The organism is Massilia jejuensis (assembly GCF_042656795.1).
GTDB classification, from domain to species: domain Bacteria; phylum Pseudomonadota; class Gammaproteobacteria; order Burkholderiales; family Burkholderiaceae_D; genus Telluria; species Telluria jejuensis.
The window spans coordinates 51,983-74,055 of sequence record NZ_JBHSMS010000053.1 but is presented as its reverse complement, the minus strand read 5'-3'; the positions used below and the strand labels follow the sequence as shown (position 1 = coordinate 74,055).

Here is a 22,073-nt window from a genome sequence, read left to right as displayed (position 1 = left end):
ATCCCTCGACGGCAAAACCGTTGTTGGATGGGATGGATCGTGTCGAAGAAGTGCGGTCTGGAGCTTGCATTGAGGAGCCGCAAGGATCTTCACGATACCCGGTGCACAATGGCCGAATATCCCTTGCCGGCGCATCCAATGGCTCCCCTTCCCGCTTCCGCGCCCCATACCGCCGCCGCCGCCCTGCGCCGCGCGCGCAAGCTCCTGTTCGTCCGCATCCACCATCTCGCTTCCCTCGACGACGGCGCGTTCTGCGCCGGATTCGAAGCCGTGGTGGGCGCGATCGAAGCGGATCTGGCGCACGAGGACACGGTGATGGAAACGCTGGGATTCGACGGCCTGCACGAGCGGCTGGCCGGGAACGCGCTGCTGCTCGCTTCGCTACACCGGATCATCCCCCAGGTCGAATCGGGAGCCGCCGCGCTCGGACGCGCCGCCCTGGCAGCCGCCGCCGACCTGCTCTCGCTGCATCGGCTCACGACCGACCTGGCACTGGTGCTGGCGCGGCCGGTCGTGACGGCGCCGCATCATGCTCCCGTGCGCCAGCCGCCAAAGGTCATGCCGGGACGCCGGCGCAAAGGTTGAGGAAGGGCTCGATCAGCGGAACGCGGGGTTAACGAAAAAAAGCCACCTTGCGGTGGCTTTTTTTCTTGATCCTGGCGGAGACGGTGGGATTCGAACCCACGATACAGGTATAAGCCGTATGCATCCTTAGCAGGGATGTGCCTTCGGCCACTCGGCCACGTCTCCAATCAACACCAGCAGCATTCGCTAGCGCTGAGTGCAAGCATCTTAATGGCCGGTGCCCGATTGGTCAAGGCGGCGCGGCCAAAAATATGGAAAAAGTTAAGCTTTCTCCAAGTCAAAAGCTTTATGCAGAGCACGAACGGCCAGCTCCATATATTTCTCGTCGATCAGCACCGAAATCTTGATCTCGGAGGTCGAGATCATCATGATGTTGATGCCCTCCTCGGCCAGCGTGCGGAACATCTGCGAGGCCACGCCGACGTGGCTGCGCATGCCCACCCCGACCGCCGACACCTTCGACACCTTGGCGTCGCCGACGATGCGCACGTAACCGAGTTCTTCGCGTTTATCTTCCAGCACCGCCAGCGCGCGCTGGTAGTCGCCGCGCGACACGGTGAAGGTAAAGTCGGTCTTGCCATCGACCGACTGGTTCTGGATGATCATGTCCACTTCGATATTGGCGTCCGACACCGGACCCAGGATGTGGTAAGCGACGCCCGGCTTGTCGGGCACGCCGATGACGGTAATCTTGGCTTCATCACGGGTGAATGCGATACCGGAGATGACGGCTTGTTCCATGTTGGTTTCTTCCTCGAACGAAATCAGGGTGCCGGAGTTGGCTTCTTCTGCCAGGGGCATGTGGGGATCGGTCAGCGACGACAGCACGCGTGTCGGCATCCGGTAGTTGCCGGCGAACTCGACCGAGCGCGTCTGCAGCACTTTCGAGCCGAGCGAGGCCAGTTCCAGCATTTCTTCAAATGTAATCTTTTCCAGCCGGCGGGCTTCGTCGACGACGCGCGGGTCGGTCGTATAGACGCCGTCGACGTCGGTGTAGATCAGGCACTCGTCGGCCTTCAGGGCGGCGGCGATCGCCACGGCCGAGGTGTCCGAGCCGCCGCGGCCCAGGGTCGAGATATTGCCCTGCTCATCCACGCCCTGGAAACCGGTGATGATGACGATCTTGCCCGCGTCGAGGTCGGCCCGTACGCGCGAATCGTCGATCGACTGGATGCGCGCCTTGGTGAACGAGGAATCGGTGCGGATGCCGACCTGCCAGCCGGTGTAGGACACGGCGTCCTTGCCGATCGCCAGCAGCGCCATCGCCAGCAGGCCGACCGACACCTGTTCGCCGGTCGAGGCAATCATGTCCAGCTCGCGCGGATCGGGCTGTGCCATGATTTCCTTGGCCAGGCCGATCAGGCGGTTGGTCTCGCCCGACATGGCCGACGGTACCACGACGATCTTGTAGCCGGCGTCGTGCCACTTGGCGACGCGGGCGGCGACGTTCTTGATGCGGTCCGTCGAACCCATCGACGTACCACCGTATTTGTGGACAATTAAAGCCATAACAGGAAGCTTCCCAGCGTGGAGAGGGTGAAAAGGGAACCCCAACTCTAGCATGTTGCAGTGCAAGGTCACAAGGAGGGAAATCCGAAAAGCTATACGAAAAGAAAATAAGGTAATTCGCTTTTCGCTTAAACACTATTCGAGCCGGCATTCCCAGCGCAAGGCGAGCGCCGTCGTGGCGTCCGCACTGGAATGCCGGCAATCCATGCCCAGCCCGGCCGCGAACAGCAGCTCGCCCGCGCTGCTCACGATCGGCAGGCGGGCCCGCTCCCAGGCCGGGATGCCGGCGGCCTGGTAATGCGCCTTCAAGCCCCGCGTCGGGCGGTTCGGGGCCAGCTTCAGGCGCTCGCCGCCCTTGCGGAAGTCGATGACGAGCGCTTGCGCGCGCAGCCAGGCCGGGTCGACGCCGACGCCGCCCGCGGCCGGCTCGACGTGCAGCACGCCGCCATAGGCCGGAAACGCAAGCTGCGTTTCGCCCTGCCAGCGGAAGGACTGGCCCGGCTTGTCGATGATGCCTGCGTCGTCGGGATCGCGCATGCCGGCCAGGTCAGCCAGCCTGGGCGTGATGTACAGCCGGTCGCGGTGGCGCCGGATGTGGCAGGCCGGATGGGTCACCAGCAGCTGGGCGTCGTGGCGTGCTTCGATGAGTTGCGCCACCATCTCGCTCAACCAGGCGGTCGAGGGCATCGCCAGGCCCTGGGTCGCGAACCAGTGGCGCAGCAGGTTGTAGACGCGGTCCAGGCTCATCGTGCGCAGGCGGCCCACGTCGATGGCGCCGTCGACCAGGAGCTCGGCCAGGTCGCCTTCGGCCAGCTCCGCAAGCAGGCGCTGCGCCGACTGGGCGTGCGCCGCGCTGCGCGCGAAGCGCTGCTGGAAGCCGGGAAAGGCCTGGGCCAGGGCCGGCATCACGCGCTGGCGCAAGGCGTTGCGCGCGTAGCGGGTGTCGCTGTTCGACTCGTCCTCGACCCAGTCGAGCCCGGCGTCGTGGGCATACGCGGCGAGCTCGGCGCGTGACAGCGGCAGCAGCGGCCGCGCCATGAGCAGGTCCGGATTGCCGAGCAGCCCGGGCGCGCTGTTGGCCGCGTCCATGCCCGACAGTCCGGCCGGCCCCGAGCCGCGCAGCAATTGCAGCAGCACGGTTTCGGCCTGGTCGTCGAGGTGATGGGCGGTCAGCAGCACGGTGGCGCGATGCTCGCGGCACAGGTCGCCCAGCGCCCGGTAGCGCAGCTTGCGCGCCGCCGCTTCCGTGCCCGAGCCGCCGCGATCGACCACGACGCGCCGGTGGTCGGCGCGCACGCCGAGCGCGGCCGCGCTGGCCTCCACATGGCGCTGCCAGGCGTCGGCGTTCGTGCTCAGGCCGTGATGGACGTGGAAGACGAGGAGCGTGTGTCCGTGCTCGCGGCACCAGCGCGATGCCAGCTGCAGCAGAACCATGGAATCGAGACCGCCGCTGCAGGCGATGGCGATGGTGGCGGGGGAAACCGGGTTGCGCTGCGCGAGCAGGGACGCCAGCGCGTGCGCAAAAGTCGCCGGGACGGACCCGGCTGCGGGACTGCTCACTGGGTGGGGCTCACTCTTCGCTTGGGGTGGTTTCCTTGAACTTCCCGTAAGCCATCAGTTTCTGGTGACGGGCTTCGAGCAGGTCCTTGGTCTTCATGCCCTGGAACTGGCGCAGCGTGTCGGCCAGTGCGCGCTTGAGCATCTGGGCCATGGCCTTCGGATCGCGGTGGGCGCCGCCGAGCGGCTCGGTGACGATCTTGTCGATCACGCCCATCGCTTTCAGGCGGTGCGCGGTCAGGCCGAGGGCGTCGGCGGCGTCGGCCGCGCGTTCCGAGGTTTTCCAGAGGATCGAGGCGCAGCCCTCGGGCGAAATGACCGAATAGGTCGCGTACTGCAGCATCAGGACGGCGTCGCCGACGGCGATGGCCAGCGCGCCGCCGGAACCGCCTTCGCCGATGATGGTGGCGATCAACGGCACTTTCAGCTCGGCCATGACGTACAGGTTGTGGCCGATGGCTTCCGACTGGCCGCGCTCTTCGGCATCGATACCGGGAAAGGCGCCCGGGGTGTCGACGAAGGTGAAGATCGGCAGGTTGAATTTTTCGGCGACCTTCATCAGGCGCATCGCCTTGCGGTAGCCTTCCGGCTTCGGCATGCCGAAGTTGCGCATCGCGCGCTCCTTCGTGTCGCGGCCCTTCTGGTGGCCGATCACCATGCAGGCCTGGCCATTGAAGCGCGCCAGGCCGCCGACGATCGACTGGTCGTCGGCGAAGGTGCGGTCGCCGCGCAGCTCGTGGAAGTCGGTGAAGATATCGTTCACGTAATCCATCGTGTACGGCCGCTGCGGGTGACGTGCGATCTGCGCCACTTGCCACGGCGTGAGCTTGGCGTAGATGTCCTTGGTCAGCTGCTGGCTCTTCTTGTCCAGGCGGTCGATTTCTTCCGAAATGTCGACGGCGGAATCGTCCTGGACGAAACGCAGCTCTTCGATTTTGGAATCGAGCTCGGCAATTGGCTGCTCGAAACTGAGGAAAGTTGTTTTAGTCATTGTACCTCCGGGGTTGTTCTGTGGCCGCGGCGCTGGGCGGACACACGGCGCGCCATGGCAATTTGGCGTTATTCTACCGTACCGGACGCCGCTGCGGAGGCCAGAGCCGATGCCGAACCTGGCACCGATGCGGGGTCCAGGCTGCGCCACAAATACCAGGTGGCGACCGTGCGCCAGGGTTCCCAGTTGGCCGCCACTTCGCGCGCATCGCTGCGCGAGACAGGCTCACCGGAGAAATAATTCTGGCTGATGCCCTGGATCAGGCCAGGGTCGTCGAGCGGCAGCACGTTCGGACGCAGCAGGTTAAAGACGAGGAACATCTCGGCCGTCCAGCGGCTGATGCCGCGAATCTGCACCAGCTCGGCGATCACTGCCTCGTCGTCCATCTCGGACCACAGGTTGGCGTGCACGCGCTTGGCCTTGAAATGGTCGGCCAGGTCGAGGATGTATTCGGTCTTGCGCTTCGATAAGCCGCAGGCGGACAACTGCTCGGCGCCGAGTTTCAGGATCTGGGCCGGCGTGAGTTTCGGGCAGCACTGGCCAAGCTTGGTCCAGGCGGCGTCGGCGGCCTTGGGCGTGACCTGCTGGCCGACGATCGAGCGCGCCAGCGTCGTGAACGGGTCCGGGTGGCCCTTCAGGTGCATGTCGCCGAATTGCGGGATGAGGCGCTTCATGATGCGGTCGCGCTTCATCAGCTCCGCTTTCGCCTCGGCCCAGTACGCGGGCACCTCGAGTTCCGGCACGCCGGCGGCGCCGTTGTCCTTTTCCGCTGCCATCATGCGCGACGCCAGTTCGTCGTCCCGTCCGGCTTGTCTTCCAGGATGATCCCGGCGGCAACCAGCTCGGCGCGGATGCCGTCGGCCTGGGCGAAATTACGCGCTTTCTTGGCGGCGGCGCGGGCCGCGATCAGGTCGGCAATGTCGGCCTCGCCGAGCCCGCCCTGCCCCTCCTGCCCGCCTCCGGCGCGCAGGAATTCGCGCGGCGCCCGCTGCAGCAAGCCGAGCACGCCGGCCAGCGCTTTCAACTGGCGCGCCGTCCCGGCCGACTTGGTACGGTTGACCTCGCTTGCCAGGTCGAACAGCGCGGCCATCGCCAGCGGCGTATTGAAGTCGTCGTCCATCGCTTCGCGAAACCGCAGTGCGTGCGCCTCTTCCCAGTCGACCGCCGCTGCCTCGTCGCCCAGCTCGACGTCGGCAAGCGCCGTGTACAGGCGCGTGAGCGCACCCCTGGCGTCGTCGAGGTGGACGTCGGAGTAATTCAATGGGCTGCGGTAATGGGCGCGCGCAATGAAGAAGCGGATCACTTCGGCATCGTACTTCTTCAAGACGTCGCGGATCGTGAAGAAATTGCCCAGGGACTTGGACATCTTCTCGTTATCGACCCGCACGAACCCGTTGTGGATCCAGTAGTTGACCATCGGCGCACCGAAGGCGCCTTCGCTCTGGGCGATCTCGTTTTCGTGGTGCGGGAACTGCAGGTCCTGGCCGCCGCCATGGATGTCGAAGTGTTCGCCCAGCAGCGAGCAGGCCATGGCCGAGCACTCGATGTGCCAGCCCGGGCGCCCGCGGCCCCATTTCGAATCCCATTTCGCCTCGGCCGGTTCCGATTCCTTGGCCGCCTTCCAGAGCACGAAGTCGAGCGGATCGCGCTTTCCCGTGTTGACGTCGACGCGCTCGCCGGCGCGCAGGTCGTCGAGCGACTTGCCCGAGAGCTTGCCGTAGTCCGGGAAGCTGCGCACCGCATAATTGACATCGCCGTCCGCGCTTCGATAGGCAAGGCCCTTGCTTTCGAGCTGCTCGATGATCGACAGCATGCCCGGCACGTGTTCGGTGGCGCGCGGCACGAAGCTGGCCGGCAGGATGCCGAGCGCGGCCGTGTCTTCGTCCATGTACTTGGTAAAGCGCGTCACCAGCGAGGACAGGGTTTCGCCGTTCTCGACCGCGCGCTTGATGATCTTGTCGTCGATGTCCGTGATGTTGCGCACGTACTTGACCGCATACCCCGATTCCATGAGCCAGCGATAGATGAGGTCGAACGCCATCATCATGCGCGCGTGGCCGACGTGGCAGTAGTCATAGACGGTCATGCCGCAGACATACATGCCGACCTTGCCGGCCTCCCTCGGAACGAATACCTGCTTCTCGCGCGCCAGCGTGTTGTAAATCTTTAATTGGCTCATTGGGTGTGATGAATCGAGAGGGAGTGGACGCCCGGAGCAATACGAATCCCGGGCACGTTCGCCGCGTGGCGCGTGCCGGGATCGTCGTTGCGTCGAGACCGTCAAGCCCTCCGTGTTGTTCTTATTTGATAGAATGGGACGTTCTGCGCAAAGTATAGCATTGATAAAATCCCGACTGGCCGCCTACGGCTCAGGTTTATTTTTCCGCAAAAGACTTGACAGGGCTTTGCGCCACGTCCACCGAGGAGACGCTCCATGACCGTACAAAAACAAGCCCGCCGCGCCCTCTTCGCCCGCCTGGCCGGCGCCGCCCTGGCCCTGGGCCTGGCCGGCAGCGCCTGCGCCGCCGGCAATCCGCAGGTATCCATCAAGACCACGATGGGCGAGATCGTCGTCGAGCTCGACGCCGCCAACGCGCCGAAGAGTACCGCCAACTTCATGCAGTACGTTAAATCCGGTTTCTATAAAGGCACGGTCTTCCACCGCGTGATCGACGGCTTCATGATCCAGGCCGGCGGCTATACCGAGAAACTGATCGACAAGCCCGGTGTGCGCAAGCCGATCCCGAGCGAATCGAAAAACGGCCTGTCGAACAAGCCCTACACGCTCGCCATGGCGCGCACCGGCGATCCGAATTCAGCCACGTCGCAATGGTTTATCAACGTGAACGACAATAACGGCCTCGATTATCCCGGCCAGGACGGCCACGGCTATACGGTATTCGGGCGCGTGGTGCAGGGCCAGGAAACGGTGGACAAGATCAAGGCCGTGGTGGTCGACGACATGCGCGGCATGCAGAACGTGCCGGTCACGCCGGTCGTGATCCGCTCCACGACGGTGCTCGCCGGCGACAGGCTGGTCAAGTAGATCGTCGAATAAGTTGTAAAATGACGGCCTTGCACGTTTGATCAACAAATAGAACAGGATCTCCCATGACCTCCGTACTGCTGACCACCAACAAGGGCAATATCACGCTCGAGCTCGACGCCGAAAAAGCGCCGAAGACCGTTGCCAACTTCCTGGACTACGTGAACAAGGGTCACTTCACCAACACCATCTTCCACCGCGTGATCAAGGACTTCATGATCCAGGGCGGCGGTTTCGAGCCGGGCATGAAGCAGAAGGAAACCGGCGCGACCGTCGAGAACGAAGGCAAGAACGGCCTGAAGAACGACAAGTACACCGTCGCCATGGCCCGCACCTCGGCGCCGCACTCGGCATCGGCCCAGTTCTTCATCAACACCAAGAACAATGACTTCCTCAACTATCCGGGCCAGGACGGCTGGGGCTATGCGGTCTTCGGCAAGGTGACCGCCGGCACCGAGATCGTCGACGAACTCAACAACGTGAAGACCTCGCGCACCGGCATGCACTCCGATGTGCCGGTCGAGCCGATCATCATCGAAAAAGCCGAAGTCGTTCAGTAAGCGTCGTACCGTCACCCACTTGCGCGCGGGAGTCCGCATTTCCATGTCCGCTCCCGCGCGCACGCTCGCGCTTTTCATCTCCGACCTGCACCTGCAGGAATCGCATCCGCGTACGGCCGAGTCCTTCTTCCGCTTCCTGGAAGAACACGCCGCGCATGCCGGCCAGCTGTATCTGCTCGGCGATATCTTCGAATACTGGGCGGGCGACGACGACCTCGACGCGCCTTTCCACGCACGGGTCGTGCATGGCCTGCGCACGCTGGCGGACGCCGGCGTCGCATTGTTCTGGATGGCGGGCAACCGCGACTTCCTGGCCGGCGCCGGCTTCGCCGCGGCCGCCGGCCTGACCCTGCTCGACGAGCCGCATGTAACCACCATCGGCGGCCGGCGCATCGCCCTCGTGCATGGCGACGCCGAATGCACGCTCGACACCGGCTACATGGCTTTTCGCGCGATGGTGCGCGCGCCGGCCTGGCAGGCGCAATTCCTCGCCATGCCGCTGGACCGGCGCAAGGCCATCATCGCCGGATTGCGCGAAGGCAGCCGCGACGCCCATACCGCCAAATCCTGCGAGATCATGGACGTGACTCCGGCCGCGGTCGAGGCGGTATTCGCCGCCACCGGCGCCGATGTCCTGATCCATGGCCACACCCATCGCCCCGCCCTGCACGTGCACGGCAACCGGCGCCGTTACGTCCTGCCCGACTGGGAACTCGATTGCGCGCCGCCGCGCGGCGGCTGGATCGCCATCGACGCCGGCGGCGCCATCACGCGCCACGCCCTCGACGGCTGCCCCGCCTGATCGGACGCGAATAAACAGCCGCAACCGACGTGGGACTTGCGGCCGGACTGCGACAAGCAAAAAAACGCGGCAGGCACGATGGGTGTGCCTGCCGCGTCCTCCCAGCCGAGCGGCCCGGGGGCCGTCGATCACCCGGCCGCTGAGAAGCAGCCAATCGTGCCTACATTTACGGCGTGAAGTATTGTTGCACGACAGCGTAACGCGTCATGCCGATCAGCTTGCCCTTGTTGTAGGTGATCGCGCCAATCGGTGCGCTACCCCAAACAAAGTTCGGAGTGGATACCACGCCTGCCGGGCTAATCAAGCGTACATTGCCCGATCCGCTCAGGTATAGGAAACCCTTTTCGTCGACCGCCAGGTGATCGACTTCGTAGAAGCCCAGCGTGGCGACATTGACCGCGCCGTCGACATTGCCGGTTTCCTTGAATGGCGTACCGGCGAACACGGTCAGCGCGCCGCCCGGGGTCAGCTTGTACACGGCCACGGTACCGGTATCGCCGATGTAGATATTGCCGGCGGCATCGACAGCGACCGATTGCGGCACGAAGTTGGCGTTTGCGCCGACCAGGGCCTGGATCTGCGCCTTGTCGACCAGCTTCGTGGTCACGCCGGCCGGCGTGACGCGCAGCACTTCGCCCGTCCCCGCGCCGGTAACGACGATTGCATTGTGCTCGTTATCGACCGTGAGACCGATCGGGCGCACGGACGCGTTGGCGGTCGTGACCGTGCCATCCTTGATGCGGCGCAGGCCGAGGCTCTGCGCAACCCAGATGCTGCCGTCGCGGCCGGTGGCCACGCGCGTCGGTGCGGCCAGTTTTGCCGTGGCGACCGGACCGTTGTCGAGACCGGCGCTACCGACGACGCCCGCGACCGTCGTCACGACGCCGGCCGGCGTCGCCTTGCGCAGGACGTGGGTGACGGGGTCGACGAAGTACAGGTTGCCTTCGGCATCGGCGGCGAGCGAACTGAAGGAGCCGAAGCGCGCGCTGCCGGCATCGCCGTTGATCGTCTTGCGCACCGCGGGCGTCGCGGCCACGGTCGTGACGGCGCCGTCCAGGGTAATGCGGCGCAGTACCTCCTGGCCGCTGTCGACGACGAACAGGTTCGTGCCGTCGAAACCGATGGAGAGCAGGTTGCCGAATTCGGCGGCGCTGCCCACGCCATCCTTGTCGCCGCGCGTCGCGCTGCCGGCCAGGGTCGTGACGACGCCGGACGGGGTCACCTTGCGCACCGATGCGAAGTCCGAGACGTACAGGTCGCCGTTCGGGGTCGTGGTCATGCCGGTGATGGCGACGAAGCGCGCGTTGGCGCCGGTACCGTTCTGCGCGCTGCCGCCGACCAGGCTGCCGGCATGGAGAACCAGGCTGCCGTTGACATCGCGCCAGATGCGGTTGTTCGCGTCGGCGATGTACACCGTGCCATTCTCGGCCCGGGTGATCGTGCGCAGCGAGATCGTCGGCTGGCTCGGATCCGGGTTCGCATAGTCCGTTGTGACGACCACACCGGCCGAATTGACCCTGCGCACCGTCAGTCCGGCGTTGGCATCGATGACGATCACGCCGCCAGCGCCGTCGGAAGCCATCGAGGTCGGTTTTTCGAAACGGGCGGCGGCGCCGGTGCCGTCGGCTTTCACGGCGGGCGTTGCCACGTTGTAGCAGGCGGTGGTGCCGTTGCCGGCCAGGGTCGAGACGACACCGTCCGGAGTCATCTTGCGAATCGCGCCGTTGCAGCCGTCCATGATGAAGAGATTGCCCTGGCTGTCGACCGTGGCGCCGTTATTGTCATCGCCGTCGAGCCAGAAGCGGGCAGCGCTACCTTTTGCGTCAACCAAACCGGGCTGGCCGGTGCCGCCGGCGAGCATGGCGAGCGCGCCAGCCGCGTCCAGCTTCTGCACGCCATGCAGGCCGGCGTCGAGGACGTAGACGGTGCCCTTGCCGTCGCTCGTGACGGCAACCGGTTCCTGCAGCGAGCCGACCACGCCCGCCAGCACGTTCGGGGCGCAGTCGACGGCCGCGGCGACATTGGCAGTGCCGACGGCGCCGCTGGCACCGGTGGCCTTGCACGTGTAGCCGCCGGGTGGCGTGACCTTGATCTCGTAGGCGGCGCCGCTCTTGAGCGTCGTCGGGAAGACGAAGCTGCCGTTCGCGCCGACCGGCAAGGTGTCGGCGCCGTTGGCCAGGGTGACCGTCGCGCCGGCGCGCAGGCCGGTGACGGTGCCGCCGACCGTGAAATCGGTCTGGCCAGGCGTGGCGGGCGGGGTGCTGCCGGCCGGGGGTGGCGTCGTCGCCGAGCCGCCGCCACCGCCACCGCCGCCGCCGCAACCGGCTACCAATGCCAAGACTGCCACGGCGACTGCATATTCAAATTTCTTCAATTTCATTTCTTCTCTCCTGAGCGCTGACGGCGCGACCGGCGCCATTTCCGTAACAACATAATAGCAAAATATAATTTTTTTAATGGAATTCTGGCAATTGTATCGTGCGCATGTGCTCGCTTCGCAACGGCCTCCTATGACAAGCGAACTCAACAGTTACGCGGTGTAACAGTTGGTGAGTTTTCTTGCTTTCTTTTTGCACTATGATGCTTGCACGAAATGACCCGTGCAGGCCTGGCAATGCCGGCGTGCCGCCATGGGCTCGCGCCTGCGCAGCACACCGGCTTTTTGCCGCTCACGCCGTCTTTCCTGCAGTCCGTCGCATTGCCGCTGTCGCCAGGAATGTCGCTGTTATAGTTCACTACAACACCAATCGACAATGCATAGACAGGAGCCAGACATGCACGACCATGCTGCAGGACCCGGGCGCCGGGAAGGCCATCCATGAGCATCGGCTGGAACGACAACGCACCCATTTACCGCCAGCTCAAGGACCGGGTCATCGACATGATGCTCGACGGCATCCTGAAAGCCGGCGACGCCCTGCCCTCGGTTCGCCAGGTCGCGGCCGAGTACCAACTGAACCCGATCACCGTTTCCAAGGCTTACCAGGAACTGGTGGACGAAAACCTAGTAGAAAAACGAAGGGGGATTGGCATGTACGTCACTGAAGGAGCGAGCGAGAAACTGCTTGCAAGCGAACGCGAGCGCTTCCTGCGCGAGGAATGGCCGGCCATGGTCGAGCGCATCCGCCTGCTCGGCCTGACCGTCGAGCAACTGCTGGACACCGCGCAGCCGGGAGGATCGGCATGAGCGCCGTGATCTCCGCCCGTGGACTGTCCAAGCGCTACGGCAAGCAGGTGGCCGTCGACGGCATCGACTTCGACATTCCGGCCGGGCGCATCGTCGGCCTGATCGGCCCCAACGGTTCGGGCAAGACCACGACGCTCAAGGCGGCGCTTGGCCTGATTCCCTTCGAGGGCGAGCTGAGCGTGATGGGCAAGGACCCGCGTACCCATCGCGACGCCCTGATGCAGGACGTGTGCTTCATCGCCGACGTCGCCATCCTGCCGCGCTGGCTGCGGGTCATGGACGCCATCGACTTCGTGGCCGGCGTGCATCCGCGCTTCGACCGTTCCCGGGCTGAAAAATACATCGCCAACACCCGCCTGCGTCCGACCATGAAGGTCAAGGAAATGTCGAAGGGCATGATCGTCCAGCTGCACCTGGCGCTGGTGATGGCGATCGACGCCAAGCTGCTGGTGCTCGACGAGCCGACCCTGGGCCTGGACATCATCTACCGCAAGCAGTTCTACCAGAACCTGCTGGAAGACTATTTTGACGAGAACAAGACGATCATCATCACCACCCACCAGGTCGAGGAGGTCGAGCACATCCTGACCGACCTGCTCTTCATCCGCGACGGCAAGATCGTGCTGGCCGCCTCGATGGACGAAGTGGGCGAACGCTACGTGGAAGTAATGGTCGCCGCCGACAAGGTCAATGCCGCCAACGCGTTGCAGCCGCTCGACCAGCGCACCGTGTTCGGCAAGTCGGTGATGCTGTTCGACTCGGCCCGGGCCGGCGGCGTCTCGCGCGCCCAGCTCTCCGCCCTCGGCGAAACGCGCAATCCGAGCGTGGCCGACCTGTTCGTGGCAACGATGAAAGGGACCTACGCATGAATACGATGAAATGGCTGCTGCGCCGCGAGTTCTGGGAGAACAAGGGAGGCTTCGTCTGGGCGCCGCTGATCGCCGCTGCGATCATGGTGGTGCTGGTGGGCGCCGTCGTCGGCTACGGCATCGCGTCGGGCAAGCTGGCCACCGACAACATCAGCATCAGGGTCGAGGGCGAGGAAGTGCACAACACCTCCGTGGCGAAGGTGGTCTCGATCGAGTCGCGCGCGCAGATGGCCAGCGTCGCGGCGAACAACTACATCGCGGTGGGTGCGCCGATCTTCTTCGTGCTGCCGATCGTCGCCTTCTTTTACTGCCTGGCCGCGCTGTACGACGACCGGCGCGACCGCAGCATCCTGTTCTGGAAGTCGCTGCCGATCTCGGACGCCGAGACGGTGCTCTCGAAACTGGTCACCGTGCTCGTCGTGGCACCCCTGATCACGATCGGCGTGGCCACGGCGGCGGCCCTCGCGATCCTGTTCTTCGCCGGAATCGCCACCAGTTACCACGGCGTGAGCCTGTTCGGCGCGGTGCTCACCAACGTCAACTTCTACCTGGCGCCCTTCTACCTGGTGGGCATGCTGCCGGTCTATGTTCTGTGGGCGCTGCCGACCGCGGGCTGGCTGCTGCTGGTATCGAGCTGGGCCAGGTCGAAGGTCTTCCTGTGGGCCGTGGGCGTGCCGCTGATGGCCGCCGTGCTGCTCAAGTGGCTCGACTATCTGCTGGCCATGACGGGCGGCGTCACCATCCATGCCGACTGGGTCATCAACAACGTGCTGGAAGCCATCCTGCTCGGCCTGATCCCCGGCACCTGGTTCATGAACGCCGGCGGCGAGCTGCCGCTGCCGACCCGCAACGGCGTCGACATGATGACCATGCTCCAGTACTCGTGGTCGACGCTGGGCAAGCCTGCGCTGTGGGCCGGCGTCGTGGCTGGCGTGGCGATGATTGCCGGCGCCATCCGCCTGCGCCGCTGGCGCGACGAAGGCTGACTTTGCGGGCGGCCCATGGAAAAACGCGGCCGCGGGGCCGCGTTTCCTGTCGGGCGCCGCGCCGGCCTTACTGGAACTGCTGGCGAAACGCTTCGAACTGCGCCTTCAGGTCGGCGACTTCGAGACGCAGGTTCGCCACTTCCTCTTCCAGCTGGCCGATGCGGCTCGACGGCGCCGGCGTGCTGGCCGCGCCAAAGGCCGAGTCGTCGCGCGCGGTCGAGATCTCGCCGCCGAGCAGCTGGCCGTAGCGCGGCTCCTTGGTACCCGGGGCGCGATCGAGGCGCGCCACCAGCGGCGGGTATTTGTCGATCAAAAATTGCAGCGGCGCCTCGACCTCTGCCACCGTCTTGAATTCGTGCAGGCGTCCGCTGCGGGTACGGATCTCGCCGGCGGTCTGCAGGCCGCGCAGCATCAGGATCGTCAGCACCGCCACCTTGTCCTGCTCGAGCGTCCACTTGATGCGCATGCGGTGCTCGTACTTGGTGACGCGCGCGCCGGCGCCGCTGACGCCGCTCACCAGGCGCCGTTCGATCAGGCGCCGCAGCGTGTCCTGCACCGTCTCCTCGGTCAGCTGCATCACCGGATCGCGGCTCGAGAGCTGGTTGCAGCCGTTGACGATGGCGTTGAGCGACATCGGATAATTGTCGGGCGTGAGCGCTTCTTTCTCGGCCAGCACGGCCAGGACGCGGATCTCGAACGGGTCGAGCACGTCGCCGGTGCCGGCGCCAGTGGTTTCTTCAGTCATGGATTCCTCAGTCGACCAGCCGGTTCAATTCGGCCGAATCGAGTTTATCACCCTCCAGCACGTTCGGACAGGCGATCCCGGCCGCCTTGATGGTGGCCGTCAGGCGTTCGATCTGCTCGTCCTGGCGCGCCACATGGTCGATCAGGCCGCGCAGGGCTTTCGAGATCGGGTCGTCGCCGTTCGGCGCCACGCCATAGGCGGCGAACATGCGGGCACTGCGCGACTGTTCTTCCTTGCGGATGATGTGGGCCGGATTGCCGACGGCCGTGGCGCCGGCCGGCACCGGCTTGACCACCACCGCATTGGAGCCGACCTTGGCGAATTCGCCGACCGTGAACGCCCCCAGCACCTGGGCGCCGGCGCCGACGATGACGCCGCGTTCGAGCGTCGGATGGCGCTTGGTGCCGGCAACGAGCGTGGTGCCGCCGAGGGTGACGCCCTGGTAGATGGTGCAGTCGTCGCCGACGATGGCCGTCTCGCCGATCACTACGCCGAAGCCGTGGTCGATGAAGACCCGGCGGCCGATGACGGCGCCCGGATGGATTTCGATGCCGGTGATGACGCGCGCGATGTACGAGATGAAGCGGCCGAGCCACTTCAGGTTCAGCTTCCAGCAGGCGTGCGCCCAGTCGTGCATGACGATGGCGTGCAAGCCCGGGTAGCAAGTGAGCACTTCCCAGCCGTTACGGGCGGCCGGGTCGCGTTCGATGATGCTCTTGATATCTTCGCGCAACGAGGAAAACATAATAGGGACAGGAGAAAAACAGGCGGCAATGGTAGCTTATCGGCCGGGCGGCTGCTCGGGAGCAAGCAATTTTGACATCCGGACCAATACTGCCATGTTACCGCGCCTTGCTTCATGGCGTGCCGCACAAGAAAATGGGCCGTCCGGTATTGCCCGGACGGCCCATTCGCAGCGCGCCGTCGCCGGCAGGACAGGGTCCGCCGGCCCATGCACCTCAGGCTTGCACCCCGCGCTGGCGGCGTGCTTCGTACAGGCAGACGCCCGAGGCGACCGAGACGTTCAGGCTCTCGACCGAACCGAACATCGGGATGTTGACCAGCAGGTCGCAGGTTTCGCGCGTCAGGCGCCGCATGCCCTCGCCTTCGGAACCCATCACCAGCGCGGTCGGGCCGGTGAAGTCGGCTTCATACAGGCTCTTTTCGGCGTCGTCCGAGGTGCCGATCAGCCAGATGCCGCGCTCCTTCAACTCGCGCATGGTGCGGGCGAGGTTGGTCACGGTGATGTAGGGAACCGTCTCGGCCGCGCCGCTGGCCACTTTCGCGGCGGTGGCGTTCAGGCCGACCGCGCGGTCCTTCGGCACGATGACCGCGTGCGCGCCGACGCCGTCGGCCACGCGCAGGCAGGCGCCCAGGTTGTGCGGATCGGTGATGCCGTCGAGGATCAGGAGCAGCGGCGGACCTTCGATGGCGTCGAGCAGCTCGTCGAGATTGCGCGCCAGCGCCAGCTGGCTGGCAAATGCGATCACGCCCTGGTGGCGGCGGGTGCCGACGATCTTGTCGAGACGGCCCGCCTCGACCGGCATGACGCGCACGCCGGCCGCTTTCGCGTTGGCGATCAGGTCCTTCATGCGGCCGTCGTTACGTTCGGCGTCGACGAAGATTTCCTCCACCGACTGGGCTTCGTGGCGCAGCCGCGAGGTCACGGCGTGGAAGCCGAAAATCATCTTGTTCTTCATGCGTTGCTTTTCTTCTTGCTGCTCGTTTTGGAGGTGGTACTCGCTGCCTTGGCGGCAGGCTTGGCGGCGGCGCTTTTCCTGGCGGCGCTCTTTTTTGCCGCCGGTGCTGCCGCGGCCGGGGCTGCTTCGGCCGGGGCTGCTGCCGGGACTGCCGCTGCTGCTGCGGCCGGGGCTGCCTCGGCCTTGACGGCACGGGCGCGGCTTGCCGTGGCCGGGGCCTCGGCTGCCTGCACGGCTGCAACAGGCGCCGGTGCTGCCGCCTTGGCGGCGCGGGCACGCTTCGGCGCGACTACAGCCTCGGCTTGCAGCGCCGGCGCCGCGACGTCGACCGGTGCTGCGGCCCGGGTCTTGCGCGGACGCTTCACGGCGGCCGTGTCGGCGGCCTCGGCCACGATCTGCACCGCCGGCATGGCAGCTTCCTGCACCGCCGCGACCGGCTTGCGCGCGGCGCGTGGACGCCTCGTTGCGGCCGGTGCTTCGGCACCCGATGCGTCGGCAGCCGGTGCTTCGGCACCCGGTGCTTCGGCACCCGGTGCGTCGGCACCCAGTGCTTCGGCAACGTGGGCCGGCTGTTCGGTCACAGCTTGCTGCTTGCGCGGACGGCGCGCAGGCTTGGCCTCGGCCGGCGCGGCGGACGGCGGGGCCTGCACCTGCATCTGCATCTGCACCTGCGCCTGCGCCTGCTCGGGCACGGCAGGCTGCGCGCCCGCCTGTCCGGTTGCCTCGAGCGTAGCTTCCTGCTCCTTGCGCGCGCGGCGCGCACGTTTCGATTCGCCCGTCTCCTGGCCGATGTCGGCCAGTCGCAGCGGCGCCTGCTCCATCACCGGCGCCGCGTTCGCCAGTTCGCGCGCGGCTGCACGCTCCTTGCGCGAACGGCGCGAACGGTTCGATTCGCCGTTGCCGGCAGCCTCGTTCGCGTTCCCGTCGGGCCCAGGCTGCGCCGGGACTTGCGCTTGCGGCTGCTGCTGGGTCGCGACCGGCAGTTCGGCTGCCAGTTCGCGCGCCATCGCACGTTCCTTGCGGCCACGGCGCGAACGCTTCGAGCGGCTGCTCTTGCCTTCTTCGGCAGGGGCATTGCCGGCCTGGCGCGCAGCCTGGGCCGGGGCCTGCGCCTGGACCTGAAGCGCGGGCTGCGCATACGCACCGCGGTTGCGGCCCGGCTTGTTCTCGTCGCGGCGGCCGCCCGAGCGGCCCTGCACCGGTGCGGCGTCGGCGTTGCCATCCTGCGCCAGCACCAGGTCGATCTTGCGTGCTTCCAGGTCGACCTTGGCCACCTGCACGGTAACGCGGTCGGTCAGGCCGAAGGTCTTGCCGGTCCGCTCGCCGCGCAGCACGTGGCGCGCTTCGTCGTACTGGAAGTAATCCTCGCCCAGGCCGGTCACGTGGACCAGGCCCTCGACATACAGTTCGTCGAGCTGCACGAAGATGCCGAAGGTGGTCACGCCGGCGACGATGCCGGTGAAGGACTCGCCCAGCTTGTCCTGCATGAAGTAGCACTTCAGCCAGTTCTCGACGTCGCGCGAGGCTTCGTCGGCGCGGCGCTCGTTGGCCGAGCAGTGCACGCCCAGGGCGTCCCAGATCGTCAGGTCTTTTTCGTCCTTCTTCGGCTTGCCGTCGGCCTTGTCCTTGGCGGCCTGCTTGCGCGTCGCGTTCGAGACGTTCGTATTGAGCATGGACAGGTCGATGCCTTTCGGCTCGTACTTCTTGCCCAGCAAGATCGCCTTGATCGCGCGGTGGGTCAGCAGGTCGGGATAGCGGCGGATCGGGCTGGTGAAGTGGGCATAGGCCTCGTAGGCCAGGCCGAAGTGGCCGACGTTGTCCGGGCTGTAGACGGCTTGCTGCATCGAGCGCAGCAGCATGGTCTGCAGCAGGGCCGCGTCGGGACGCTCCTTGATTTCGCGCATCAGGGCGGCATAGTCGCCGGCGGACGGCTTCAGGCCGCCGCCCAGGTTCAGGCCCGTCATCTTGAGGAAGGTACGCAGCTGGTTCAGCTTTTCCTCGGTCGGCGTGGCGTGGATGCGGAAGGTGCCCGGATGCTTGTGGCGGATCAGGAGGTCGGCGGCGCAGACGTTCGCGGCCAGCATGCATTCCTCGATCAGGCGGTGCGCTTCGTTGCGGGTGCGCGGGATGATCTTCTCGATCTTGCCCATCGGGTTGCAGACGATATAGGTTTCGGTCGTCTCGAAATCGATGGCGCCGCGCAGCTGGCGCGCGCCGAGCAGCGCCTGGAACACGCCGTTCAGGTTTTGCAGGTGCGGCACGATGGCCGGACGGCGTCCAGCTTCCTCGCCTTTCGGGTCGAGCAGGATGTCGGCGACCTGGTTATAGGTCAGGCGTGCGGCCGAGTGGATCACGGCCGGGTAGAACTGGTAGGCCTGGACGACGCCTTCGCTGCTGACGACCATGTCGCACACCAGGCTCAGGCGATCGACGGCGGGGTTCAGCGAACACAGGCCGTTCGACAGCTTTTCCGGCAGCATCGGGATCACGCGGCGCGGGAAGTAGACCGAGGTGCTGCGCTCGATGGCGTCGACATCGAGGCCGTCGTTCGGCTTCACGTAATGGCTGACGTCGGCGATGGCGACCAGCAGGCGAAAGCCCGCGTCGGCGCCGATCTTGACCGGTTCGCAGTAGACGGCGTCGTCGAAGTCGCGGGCGTCTTCGCCGTCGATGGTCACCAGCGCAACGTCGCGCAGGTCGACGCGGTCGGCCAGGTCGGCATCGACCACTTCGTTCGGCAGCCTGTTCGCCTGCTTCAGGGCGGCAGGGGAAAACACGTGCGGCACGCCGAACTTGCGCACGGCGATTTCGATTTCCATGCCCGGGTCGTCGAGTTCGCCGAGCACTTCGACGATGCGGCCGGTGGGCTTCTGGAAGCGCGCCGGCTGTTCGATCAGCTCGACCGAGACGACCTGGCCGGCCTTGGCCTTGCCGGGCGAACCGGCGATCAGGATGTCCTGGTTCATGCGCTGGTCTTCGGGCGACACGATCCAGACACCGCCTTCATTGAGCAGGCGCCCGATGACGTGGGTATTGGCGCGCGCGACGACTTCGACGATCGTGCCTTCCAGGCGGCCGCGGCGGTCGGTGCCGGTGACTTTCGCCAGCACGCGGTCGCCATGGAGCACTTTCTGCATCTCTTTGTCGTTCAGGAACAGGTCATTGCCCGGCTCGTCGGGGATGACGAAGCCGAAGCCATCGCGGTGGGCGCTGACCTTGCCTGCGATAAAACCGGCCTGGTCGGCAAGCGCATAACTGCCCTCGCCTTCGCTGCGGATCTGGCCATCGCGTTCCATTGCATTCAGGCGTCGTCCCAATACTTCCTGGGCGGCGGGATTGACTTGAAGGGCACGTGCGAGCGTGGTCGCATCGAGCGACGTACCGGCATCACGGAACACACCGAGAATTTCCTCTCGGCTAGGAATAGTATGAGTAGGTTGCTTCAAATCGTCTTCTTGAATTGTTCTTAATGGGTTTCCGGAGCGACCGGCACCGTGGCTGGATTGACGCCTTGCCAGGCGTAGTGTAACGGAGGACCGGGCTATTCGCCTAACGAAGCGTGCGCCGAGGCGGCGCTGCGCCGGCGGCGAGCGGGTCTTTGACTTTTGCAAACCATCCGCTATAATCTCGGCTCTTTCGCAAGGACGGCAATGTCCAGGCAAAGAAAAGCAGAAGCAATCACGGGACATTCTGCGCCGGAAGCAGCGAAAGTTGATCTAGCGAAAAACAGGAAAGCCTGATATTGTATCAGCTTCGGTTGCAAGCAGTAACAATGCCCACGTGGCGGAATTGGTAGACGCGCACGGTTCAGGTCCGTGTGCCGCAAGGTGTGGGGGTTCGAGTCCCTCCGTGGGCACCATCTACTGGATGTATATCCGCGCAAGTTCGTTGGTTCGTTTTATCGTAGTCATGCAATACCAGTGCCCACGTGGCGGAATTGGTAGACGCGCACGGTTCAGGTCCGTGTGCCGCAAGGTGTGGGGGTTCGAGTCCCTCCGTGGGCACCATCTACTGGCAGTACTTCCGCATCATTTGCAGTCGTTTTACCGTAGTCGTAACAGCAGTGCCCACGTGGCGGAATTGGTAGACGCGCACGGTTCAGGTCCGTGTGCCGCGAGGTGTGGGGGTTCGAGTCCCTCCGTGGGCACCACGGGTTTTCCGGTGAGTTCGGCGCAAAACGCCGCAATCTTTGCAAAAGGATTGCGGCGTTTTGCGTTGTGCGTTGTGCGTTGTGCGTTGTGCGCCTCGTGCGGCCCCGTCTAGCCTGCCGCGAGGTCGTCGAGAATCGGGCAATCCGGACGCGCGCCGCCTTGGCAGGAGGCCGCCAGCCTGGCGAGCGTGCGTTTCATCGCCTCCATCTCCGCGATTTTCCGTTCGAGTTCCGCGATATGGCTGCGCGCCAGGGCCCGCACATCGGCGCTGGCGCGCTTGTCGTCCTGCCACAGGGCCAGCAGCGCGCGGATCTGTTCCAGCGAAAAGCCCAGCGCCCGCGCCCGGTGAATGAATTGCAGCACCTGTACTTCGCGCTGACCGTACAGCCGGTAGCCGGCCGCGGTGCGGCGCGCCGCGTCGATCAAGCCGATCGACTCGTAATGGCGGATCATCTTGCTCGATACGCCCGAGGCCTTGGCCGCTTCGCCGATATTCATCCCGCTCCTGTTCATGTACGCTGCGCTCATGCGAGGCAGGATACACCTTCCCATCGTGGGAAGCGCAAGACAAATTCCTTGACTGCGCGCCTGAAGGGGTTATGCTCGGCTACGACGAGAGCGTCACGCGTGCCGGTCCGTATCGGGACAGCCGTTGCGAAAAGCTCATCGTTGTTAAATAATAGGTCTGGTTAGCCCGCAGGTCGCCCATCGCTTTAATTACAGAACCGAGGAGACATTGATGTTCACGAGTCCCGAACAATTCGCATCCGCTACCAAAACCCTGTTTGACCTGCAAATGCAGACCTTTGACATGCTTGCCAATAAGACCGTCAAGGGACTGGAGCAGGTCATGGCGCTCAACATGGCCACCGCCCGCAGCACGATGGACAAGACGCTCGCGGCCAGCCGCGATCTGACCCAGGCCCAGGACGCCCGCGCCGCTTTCGACGCCCTGTCGGCACGCATGCAGCCGGACATGGCCGGCGGCGTCGAGTACCGCGACCAGATGAAGGTCATCATCGAGGAGATGCAAAGCGAATTTCGCCGCGCCGCCGACGTCCACGTGGCCGAGGCGAAGAGCACCCTGTCGGCGCTGATCTACGACGTCACGCAGAACGTCAAGCCCGGGTCGGAAAACGCGGTCGAGATCATCAAGGCCGCGATCGACAATGCCTTCAAGGGCTACGAGCAGGTCACGCAAGCCACGCGCGACGCCGTCAAGAATGTCGAGGAGCAGATCGCCAAGGCGGCCTTGCTCGTCAACCCGGGCACGGACAAGGCGGCAGCCGGGGCGCAGCCGGCCGACAAGCCGGCGCAATAACAGCAAGTCGAGTCGCCAGCCGGCTGACCCGACAGGGCGGCTCGCGCCGCCCTGAAATATTCTT

At 65.2% G+C, this 22,073-nt stretch carries 18 protein-coding genes, 4 tRNA genes and 1 pseudogene; 11 read left to right on the top strand and 12 right to left on the bottom strand.

From position 1 onward, the window contains the following. Positions 1-138 precede the first annotated feature (138 nt). Entirely contained in the window at positions 139-585 is a 447-nt protein-coding gene (locus tag ACFPOU_RS16705; protein WP_379723597.1) for a hypothetical protein, read from the top strand. A gap of 72 nt (positions 586-657) precedes the next feature. On the opposite strand, the gene ACFPOU_RS16700 is transcribed toward ACFPOU_RS16705, so the two are convergent. The 6 genes from ACFPOU_RS16700 to cysS all read right to left on the bottom strand — a co-directional run bounded on the left by ACFPOU_RS16700 (position 658) and on the right by cysS (position 6,821). Further along, positions 658-750: transfer RNA gene (locus ACFPOU_RS16700), tRNA-Ser, on the bottom strand. A 96-nt stretch (positions 751-846) separates the two neighbouring features. Then, positions 847-2,094: an aspartate kinase gene (locus tag ACFPOU_RS16695; protein WP_379723595.1), complete on the bottom strand. Its 1,248-nt coding sequence runs from the start codon at positions 2,092-2,094 to the stop codon at positions 847-849. A 135-nt stretch (positions 2,095-2,229) separates the two neighbouring features. Then, the gene (gene tilS, locus ACFPOU_RS16690; RefSeq protein WP_379723592.1) at positions 2,230-3,654 is read right to left on the bottom strand and encodes a tRNA lysidine(34) synthetase TilS; all 1,425 of its coding nucleotides are present in this window, start codon (positions 3,652-3,654) and stop codon (positions 2,230-2,232) included. 10 nt (positions 3,655-3,664) lie between these two features. Then, positions 3,665-4,642, bottom strand: coding sequence for an acetyl-CoA carboxylase carboxyltransferase subunit alpha (locus ACFPOU_RS16685; RefSeq protein WP_379723589.1), 978 nt, complete (start codon positions 4,640-4,642; stop codon positions 3,665-3,667). Positions 4,643-4,710: 68 nt separating this feature from the next. Then, positions 4,711-5,418, bottom strand: a complete 708-nt coding sequence (locus ACFPOU_RS16680; RefSeq protein ID WP_379723671.1) for a DNA-3-methyladenine glycosylase family protein — start codon at positions 5,416-5,418, stop codon at positions 4,711-4,713. Continuing rightward, entirely contained in the window at positions 5,418-6,821 is a 1,404-nt protein-coding gene (gene cysS / locus ACFPOU_RS16675) for a cysteine--tRNA ligase (protein ID WP_379723586.1), read from the bottom strand. Before cysS ends, ACFPOU_RS16680 begins: the two co-directional genes overlap by 1 nt. A gap of 255 nt (positions 6,822-7,076) precedes the next feature. On the opposite strand from cysS, the gene ACFPOU_RS16670 reads away from it, so the two are divergent. The 3 genes from ACFPOU_RS16670 to ACFPOU_RS16660 all read left to right on the top strand — a co-directional run bounded on the left by ACFPOU_RS16670 (position 7,077) and on the right by ACFPOU_RS16660 (position 9,050). Continuing rightward, the gene (locus ACFPOU_RS16670; RefSeq protein ID WP_379723583.1) at positions 7,077-7,688 is read left to right on the top strand and encodes a peptidylprolyl isomerase; all 612 of its coding nucleotides are present in this window, start codon (positions 7,077-7,079) and stop codon (positions 7,686-7,688) included. 65 nt (positions 7,689-7,753) lie between these two features. Then, positions 7,754-8,248, top strand: coding sequence for a peptidylprolyl isomerase (locus ACFPOU_RS16665; protein ID WP_379723580.1), 495 nt, complete (start codon positions 7,754-7,756; stop codon positions 8,246-8,248). Positions 8,249-8,291: 43 nt separating this feature from the next. Next, the gene (locus tag ACFPOU_RS16660) at positions 8,292-9,050 is read left to right on the top strand and encodes a UDP-2,3-diacylglucosamine diphosphatase (protein WP_379723577.1); all 759 of its coding nucleotides are present in this window, start codon (positions 8,292-8,294) and stop codon (positions 9,048-9,050) included. A gap of 166 nt (positions 9,051-9,216) precedes the next feature. Here the strand turns inward: ACFPOU_RS16660 and ACFPOU_RS16655 are convergent, their stop codons facing one another. Beyond that, on the bottom strand, positions 9,217-11,430 hold the full coding sequence (locus ACFPOU_RS16655) for an NHL repeat-containing protein (protein WP_379723574.1): 2,214 nt from the start codon (positions 11,428-11,430) through the stop codon (positions 9,217-9,219). A gap of 438 nt (positions 11,431-11,868) precedes the next feature. Here ACFPOU_RS16655 and ACFPOU_RS16650 point away from each other — a divergent pair, with 438 nt between their 5' ends. From ACFPOU_RS16650 to ACFPOU_RS16640, 3 genes are read left to right on the top strand one after another with little or no spacing between them, the layout of a single operon-like run. Then, a complete protein-coding gene (locus ACFPOU_RS16650) occupies positions 11,869-12,237 on the top strand; it encodes a GntR family transcriptional regulator (protein ID WP_379723571.1) in 369 nt (122 codons plus the stop codon). Continuing rightward, on the top strand, positions 12,234-13,106 hold the full coding sequence (locus ACFPOU_RS16645; RefSeq protein ID WP_379723567.1) for an ABC transporter ATP-binding protein: 873 nt from the start codon (positions 12,234-12,236) through the stop codon (positions 13,104-13,106). Before ACFPOU_RS16650 ends, ACFPOU_RS16645 begins: the two co-directional genes overlap by 4 nt. Further along, the gene (locus tag ACFPOU_RS16640; protein WP_379723564.1) at positions 13,103-14,092 is read left to right on the top strand and encodes a hypothetical protein; all 990 of its coding nucleotides are present in this window, start codon (positions 13,103-13,105) and stop codon (positions 14,090-14,092) included. The genes ACFPOU_RS16645 and ACFPOU_RS16640 overlap by 4 nt, the downstream gene beginning before the upstream one ends. A 67-nt stretch (positions 14,093-14,159) precedes the next feature. Here the strand turns inward: ACFPOU_RS16640 and ACFPOU_RS16635 are convergent, their stop codons facing one another. From ACFPOU_RS16635 to rnr, 4 genes and pseudogenes are all read right to left on the bottom strand, one after another. Further along, positions 14,160-14,837 carry a YceH family protein gene (locus ACFPOU_RS16635; protein ID WP_379723561.1) on the bottom strand — a complete coding sequence of 226 codons (678 nt, stop codon included), beginning with the start codon at positions 14,835-14,837 and terminating at the stop codon, positions 14,160-14,162. Positions 14,838-14,844: 7 nt separating this feature from the next. After that, the gene (cysE, locus tag ACFPOU_RS16630; RefSeq protein WP_379723558.1) at positions 14,845-15,582 is read right to left on the bottom strand and encodes a serine O-acetyltransferase; all 738 of its coding nucleotides are present in this window, start codon (positions 15,580-15,582) and stop codon (positions 14,845-14,847) included. Between the two features lie 214 nt (positions 15,583-15,796). Continuing rightward, a complete protein-coding gene (gene rlmB, locus ACFPOU_RS16625) occupies positions 15,797-16,537 on the bottom strand; it encodes a 23S rRNA (guanosine(2251)-2'-O)-methyltransferase RlmB (protein WP_379723555.1) in 741 nt (246 codons plus the stop codon). Positions 16,538-17,571: 1,034 nt separating this feature from the next. After that, positions 17,572-19,983, bottom strand: a pseudogene (gene rnr, locus ACFPOU_RS16620) (ribonuclease R); the annotation flags it as partial. Between the two features lie 328 nt (positions 19,984-20,311). Here rnr and ACFPOU_RS16615 point away from each other — a divergent pair. The 3 genes from ACFPOU_RS16615 (at position 20,312) to ACFPOU_RS16605 (ending at position 20,687) form a co-directional block, all read left to right on the top strand. Next, positions 20,312-20,396: transfer RNA gene (locus tag ACFPOU_RS16615), tRNA-Leu, on the top strand. Positions 20,397-20,459: 63 nt separating this feature from the next. Next, positions 20,460-20,544, top strand: a tRNA-Leu gene (locus ACFPOU_RS16610). A gap of 58 nt (positions 20,545-20,602) precedes the next feature. Beyond that, positions 20,603-20,687 (top strand) — tRNA-Leu (locus ACFPOU_RS16605). Positions 20,688-20,796: 109 nt separating this feature from the next. Here the strand turns inward: ACFPOU_RS16605 and cueR are convergent. Beyond that, positions 20,797-21,186, bottom strand: coding sequence for a Cu(I)-responsive transcriptional regulator (gene cueR, locus ACFPOU_RS16600; protein ID WP_379723552.1), 390 nt, complete (start codon positions 21,184-21,186; stop codon positions 20,797-20,799). Between the two features lie 241 nt (positions 21,187-21,427). On the opposite strand from cueR, the gene phaP reads away from it, so the two are divergent. Next, positions 21,428-22,009, top strand: coding sequence for a TIGR01841 family phasin (gene phaP, locus ACFPOU_RS16595; RefSeq protein ID WP_379723549.1), 582 nt, complete (start codon positions 21,428-21,430; stop codon positions 22,007-22,009). Positions 22,010-22,073: the final 64 nt, after the last annotated feature.

Bases quoted from the DNA above. Each gene is read 5' to 3' on its own strand.
- ACFPOU_RS16705 (WP_379723597.1), top strand. From the start codon at position 139: ATGGCTCCCCTTCCCGCTTCCGCGCCCCATACCGCCGCCGCCGCCCTG.
- ACFPOU_RS16695 (WP_379723595.1), bottom strand. From the start codon at position 2,094: ATGGCTTTAATTGTCCACAAATACGGTGGTACGTCGATGGGTTCGACG.
- ACFPOU_RS16685 (WP_379723589.1), bottom strand. From the start codon at position 4,642: ATGACTAAAACAACTTTCCTCAGTTTCGAGCAGCCAATTGCCGAGCTC.
- ACFPOU_RS16680 (WP_379723671.1), bottom strand. From the start codon at position 5,418: ATGGCAGCGGAAAAGGACAACGGCGCCGCCGGCGTGCCGGAACTCGAG.
- cysS (WP_379723586.1), bottom strand. From the start codon at position 6,821: ATGAGCCAATTAAAGATTTACAACACGCTGGCGCGCGAGAAGCAGGTA.
- ACFPOU_RS16670 (WP_379723583.1), top strand. From the start codon at position 7,077: ATGACCGTACAAAAACAAGCCCGCCGCGCCCTCTTCGCCCGCCTGGCC.
- ACFPOU_RS16665 (WP_379723580.1), top strand. From the start codon at position 7,754: ATGACCTCCGTACTGCTGACCACCAACAAGGGCAATATCACGCTCGAG.
- ACFPOU_RS16660 (WP_379723577.1), top strand. From the start codon at position 8,292: ATGTCCGCTCCCGCGCGCACGCTCGCGCTTTTCATCTCCGACCTGCAC.
- ACFPOU_RS16655 (WP_379723574.1), bottom strand. From the start codon at position 11,430: ATGAAATTGAAGAAATTTGAATATGCAGTCGCCGTGGCAGTCTTGGCA.
- ACFPOU_RS16650 (WP_379723571.1), top strand. From the start codon at position 11,869: ATGAGCATCGGCTGGAACGACAACGCACCCATTTACCGCCAGCTCAAG.
- ACFPOU_RS16645 (WP_379723567.1), top strand. From the start codon at position 12,234: ATGAGCGCCGTGATCTCCGCCCGTGGACTGTCCAAGCGCTACGGCAAG.
- ACFPOU_RS16640 (WP_379723564.1), top strand. From the start codon at position 13,103: ATGAATACGATGAAATGGCTGCTGCGCCGCGAGTTCTGGGAGAACAAG.
- ACFPOU_RS16635 (WP_379723561.1), bottom strand. From the start codon at position 14,837: ATGACTGAAGAAACCACTGGCGCCGGCACCGGCGACGTGCTCGACCCG.
- cysE (WP_379723558.1), bottom strand. From the start codon at position 15,582: ATGTTTTCCTCGTTGCGCGAAGATATCAAGAGCATCATCGAACGCGAC.
- rlmB (WP_379723555.1), bottom strand. From the start codon at position 16,537: ATGAAGAACAAGATGATTTTCGGCTTCCACGCCGTGACCTCGCGGCTG.
- cueR (WP_379723552.1), bottom strand. From the start codon at position 21,186: ATGAATATCGGCGAAGCGGCCAAGGCCTCGGGCGTATCGAGCAAGATG.
- phaP (WP_379723549.1), top strand. From the start codon at position 21,428: ATGTTCACGAGTCCCGAACAATTCGCATCCGCTACCAAAACCCTGTTT.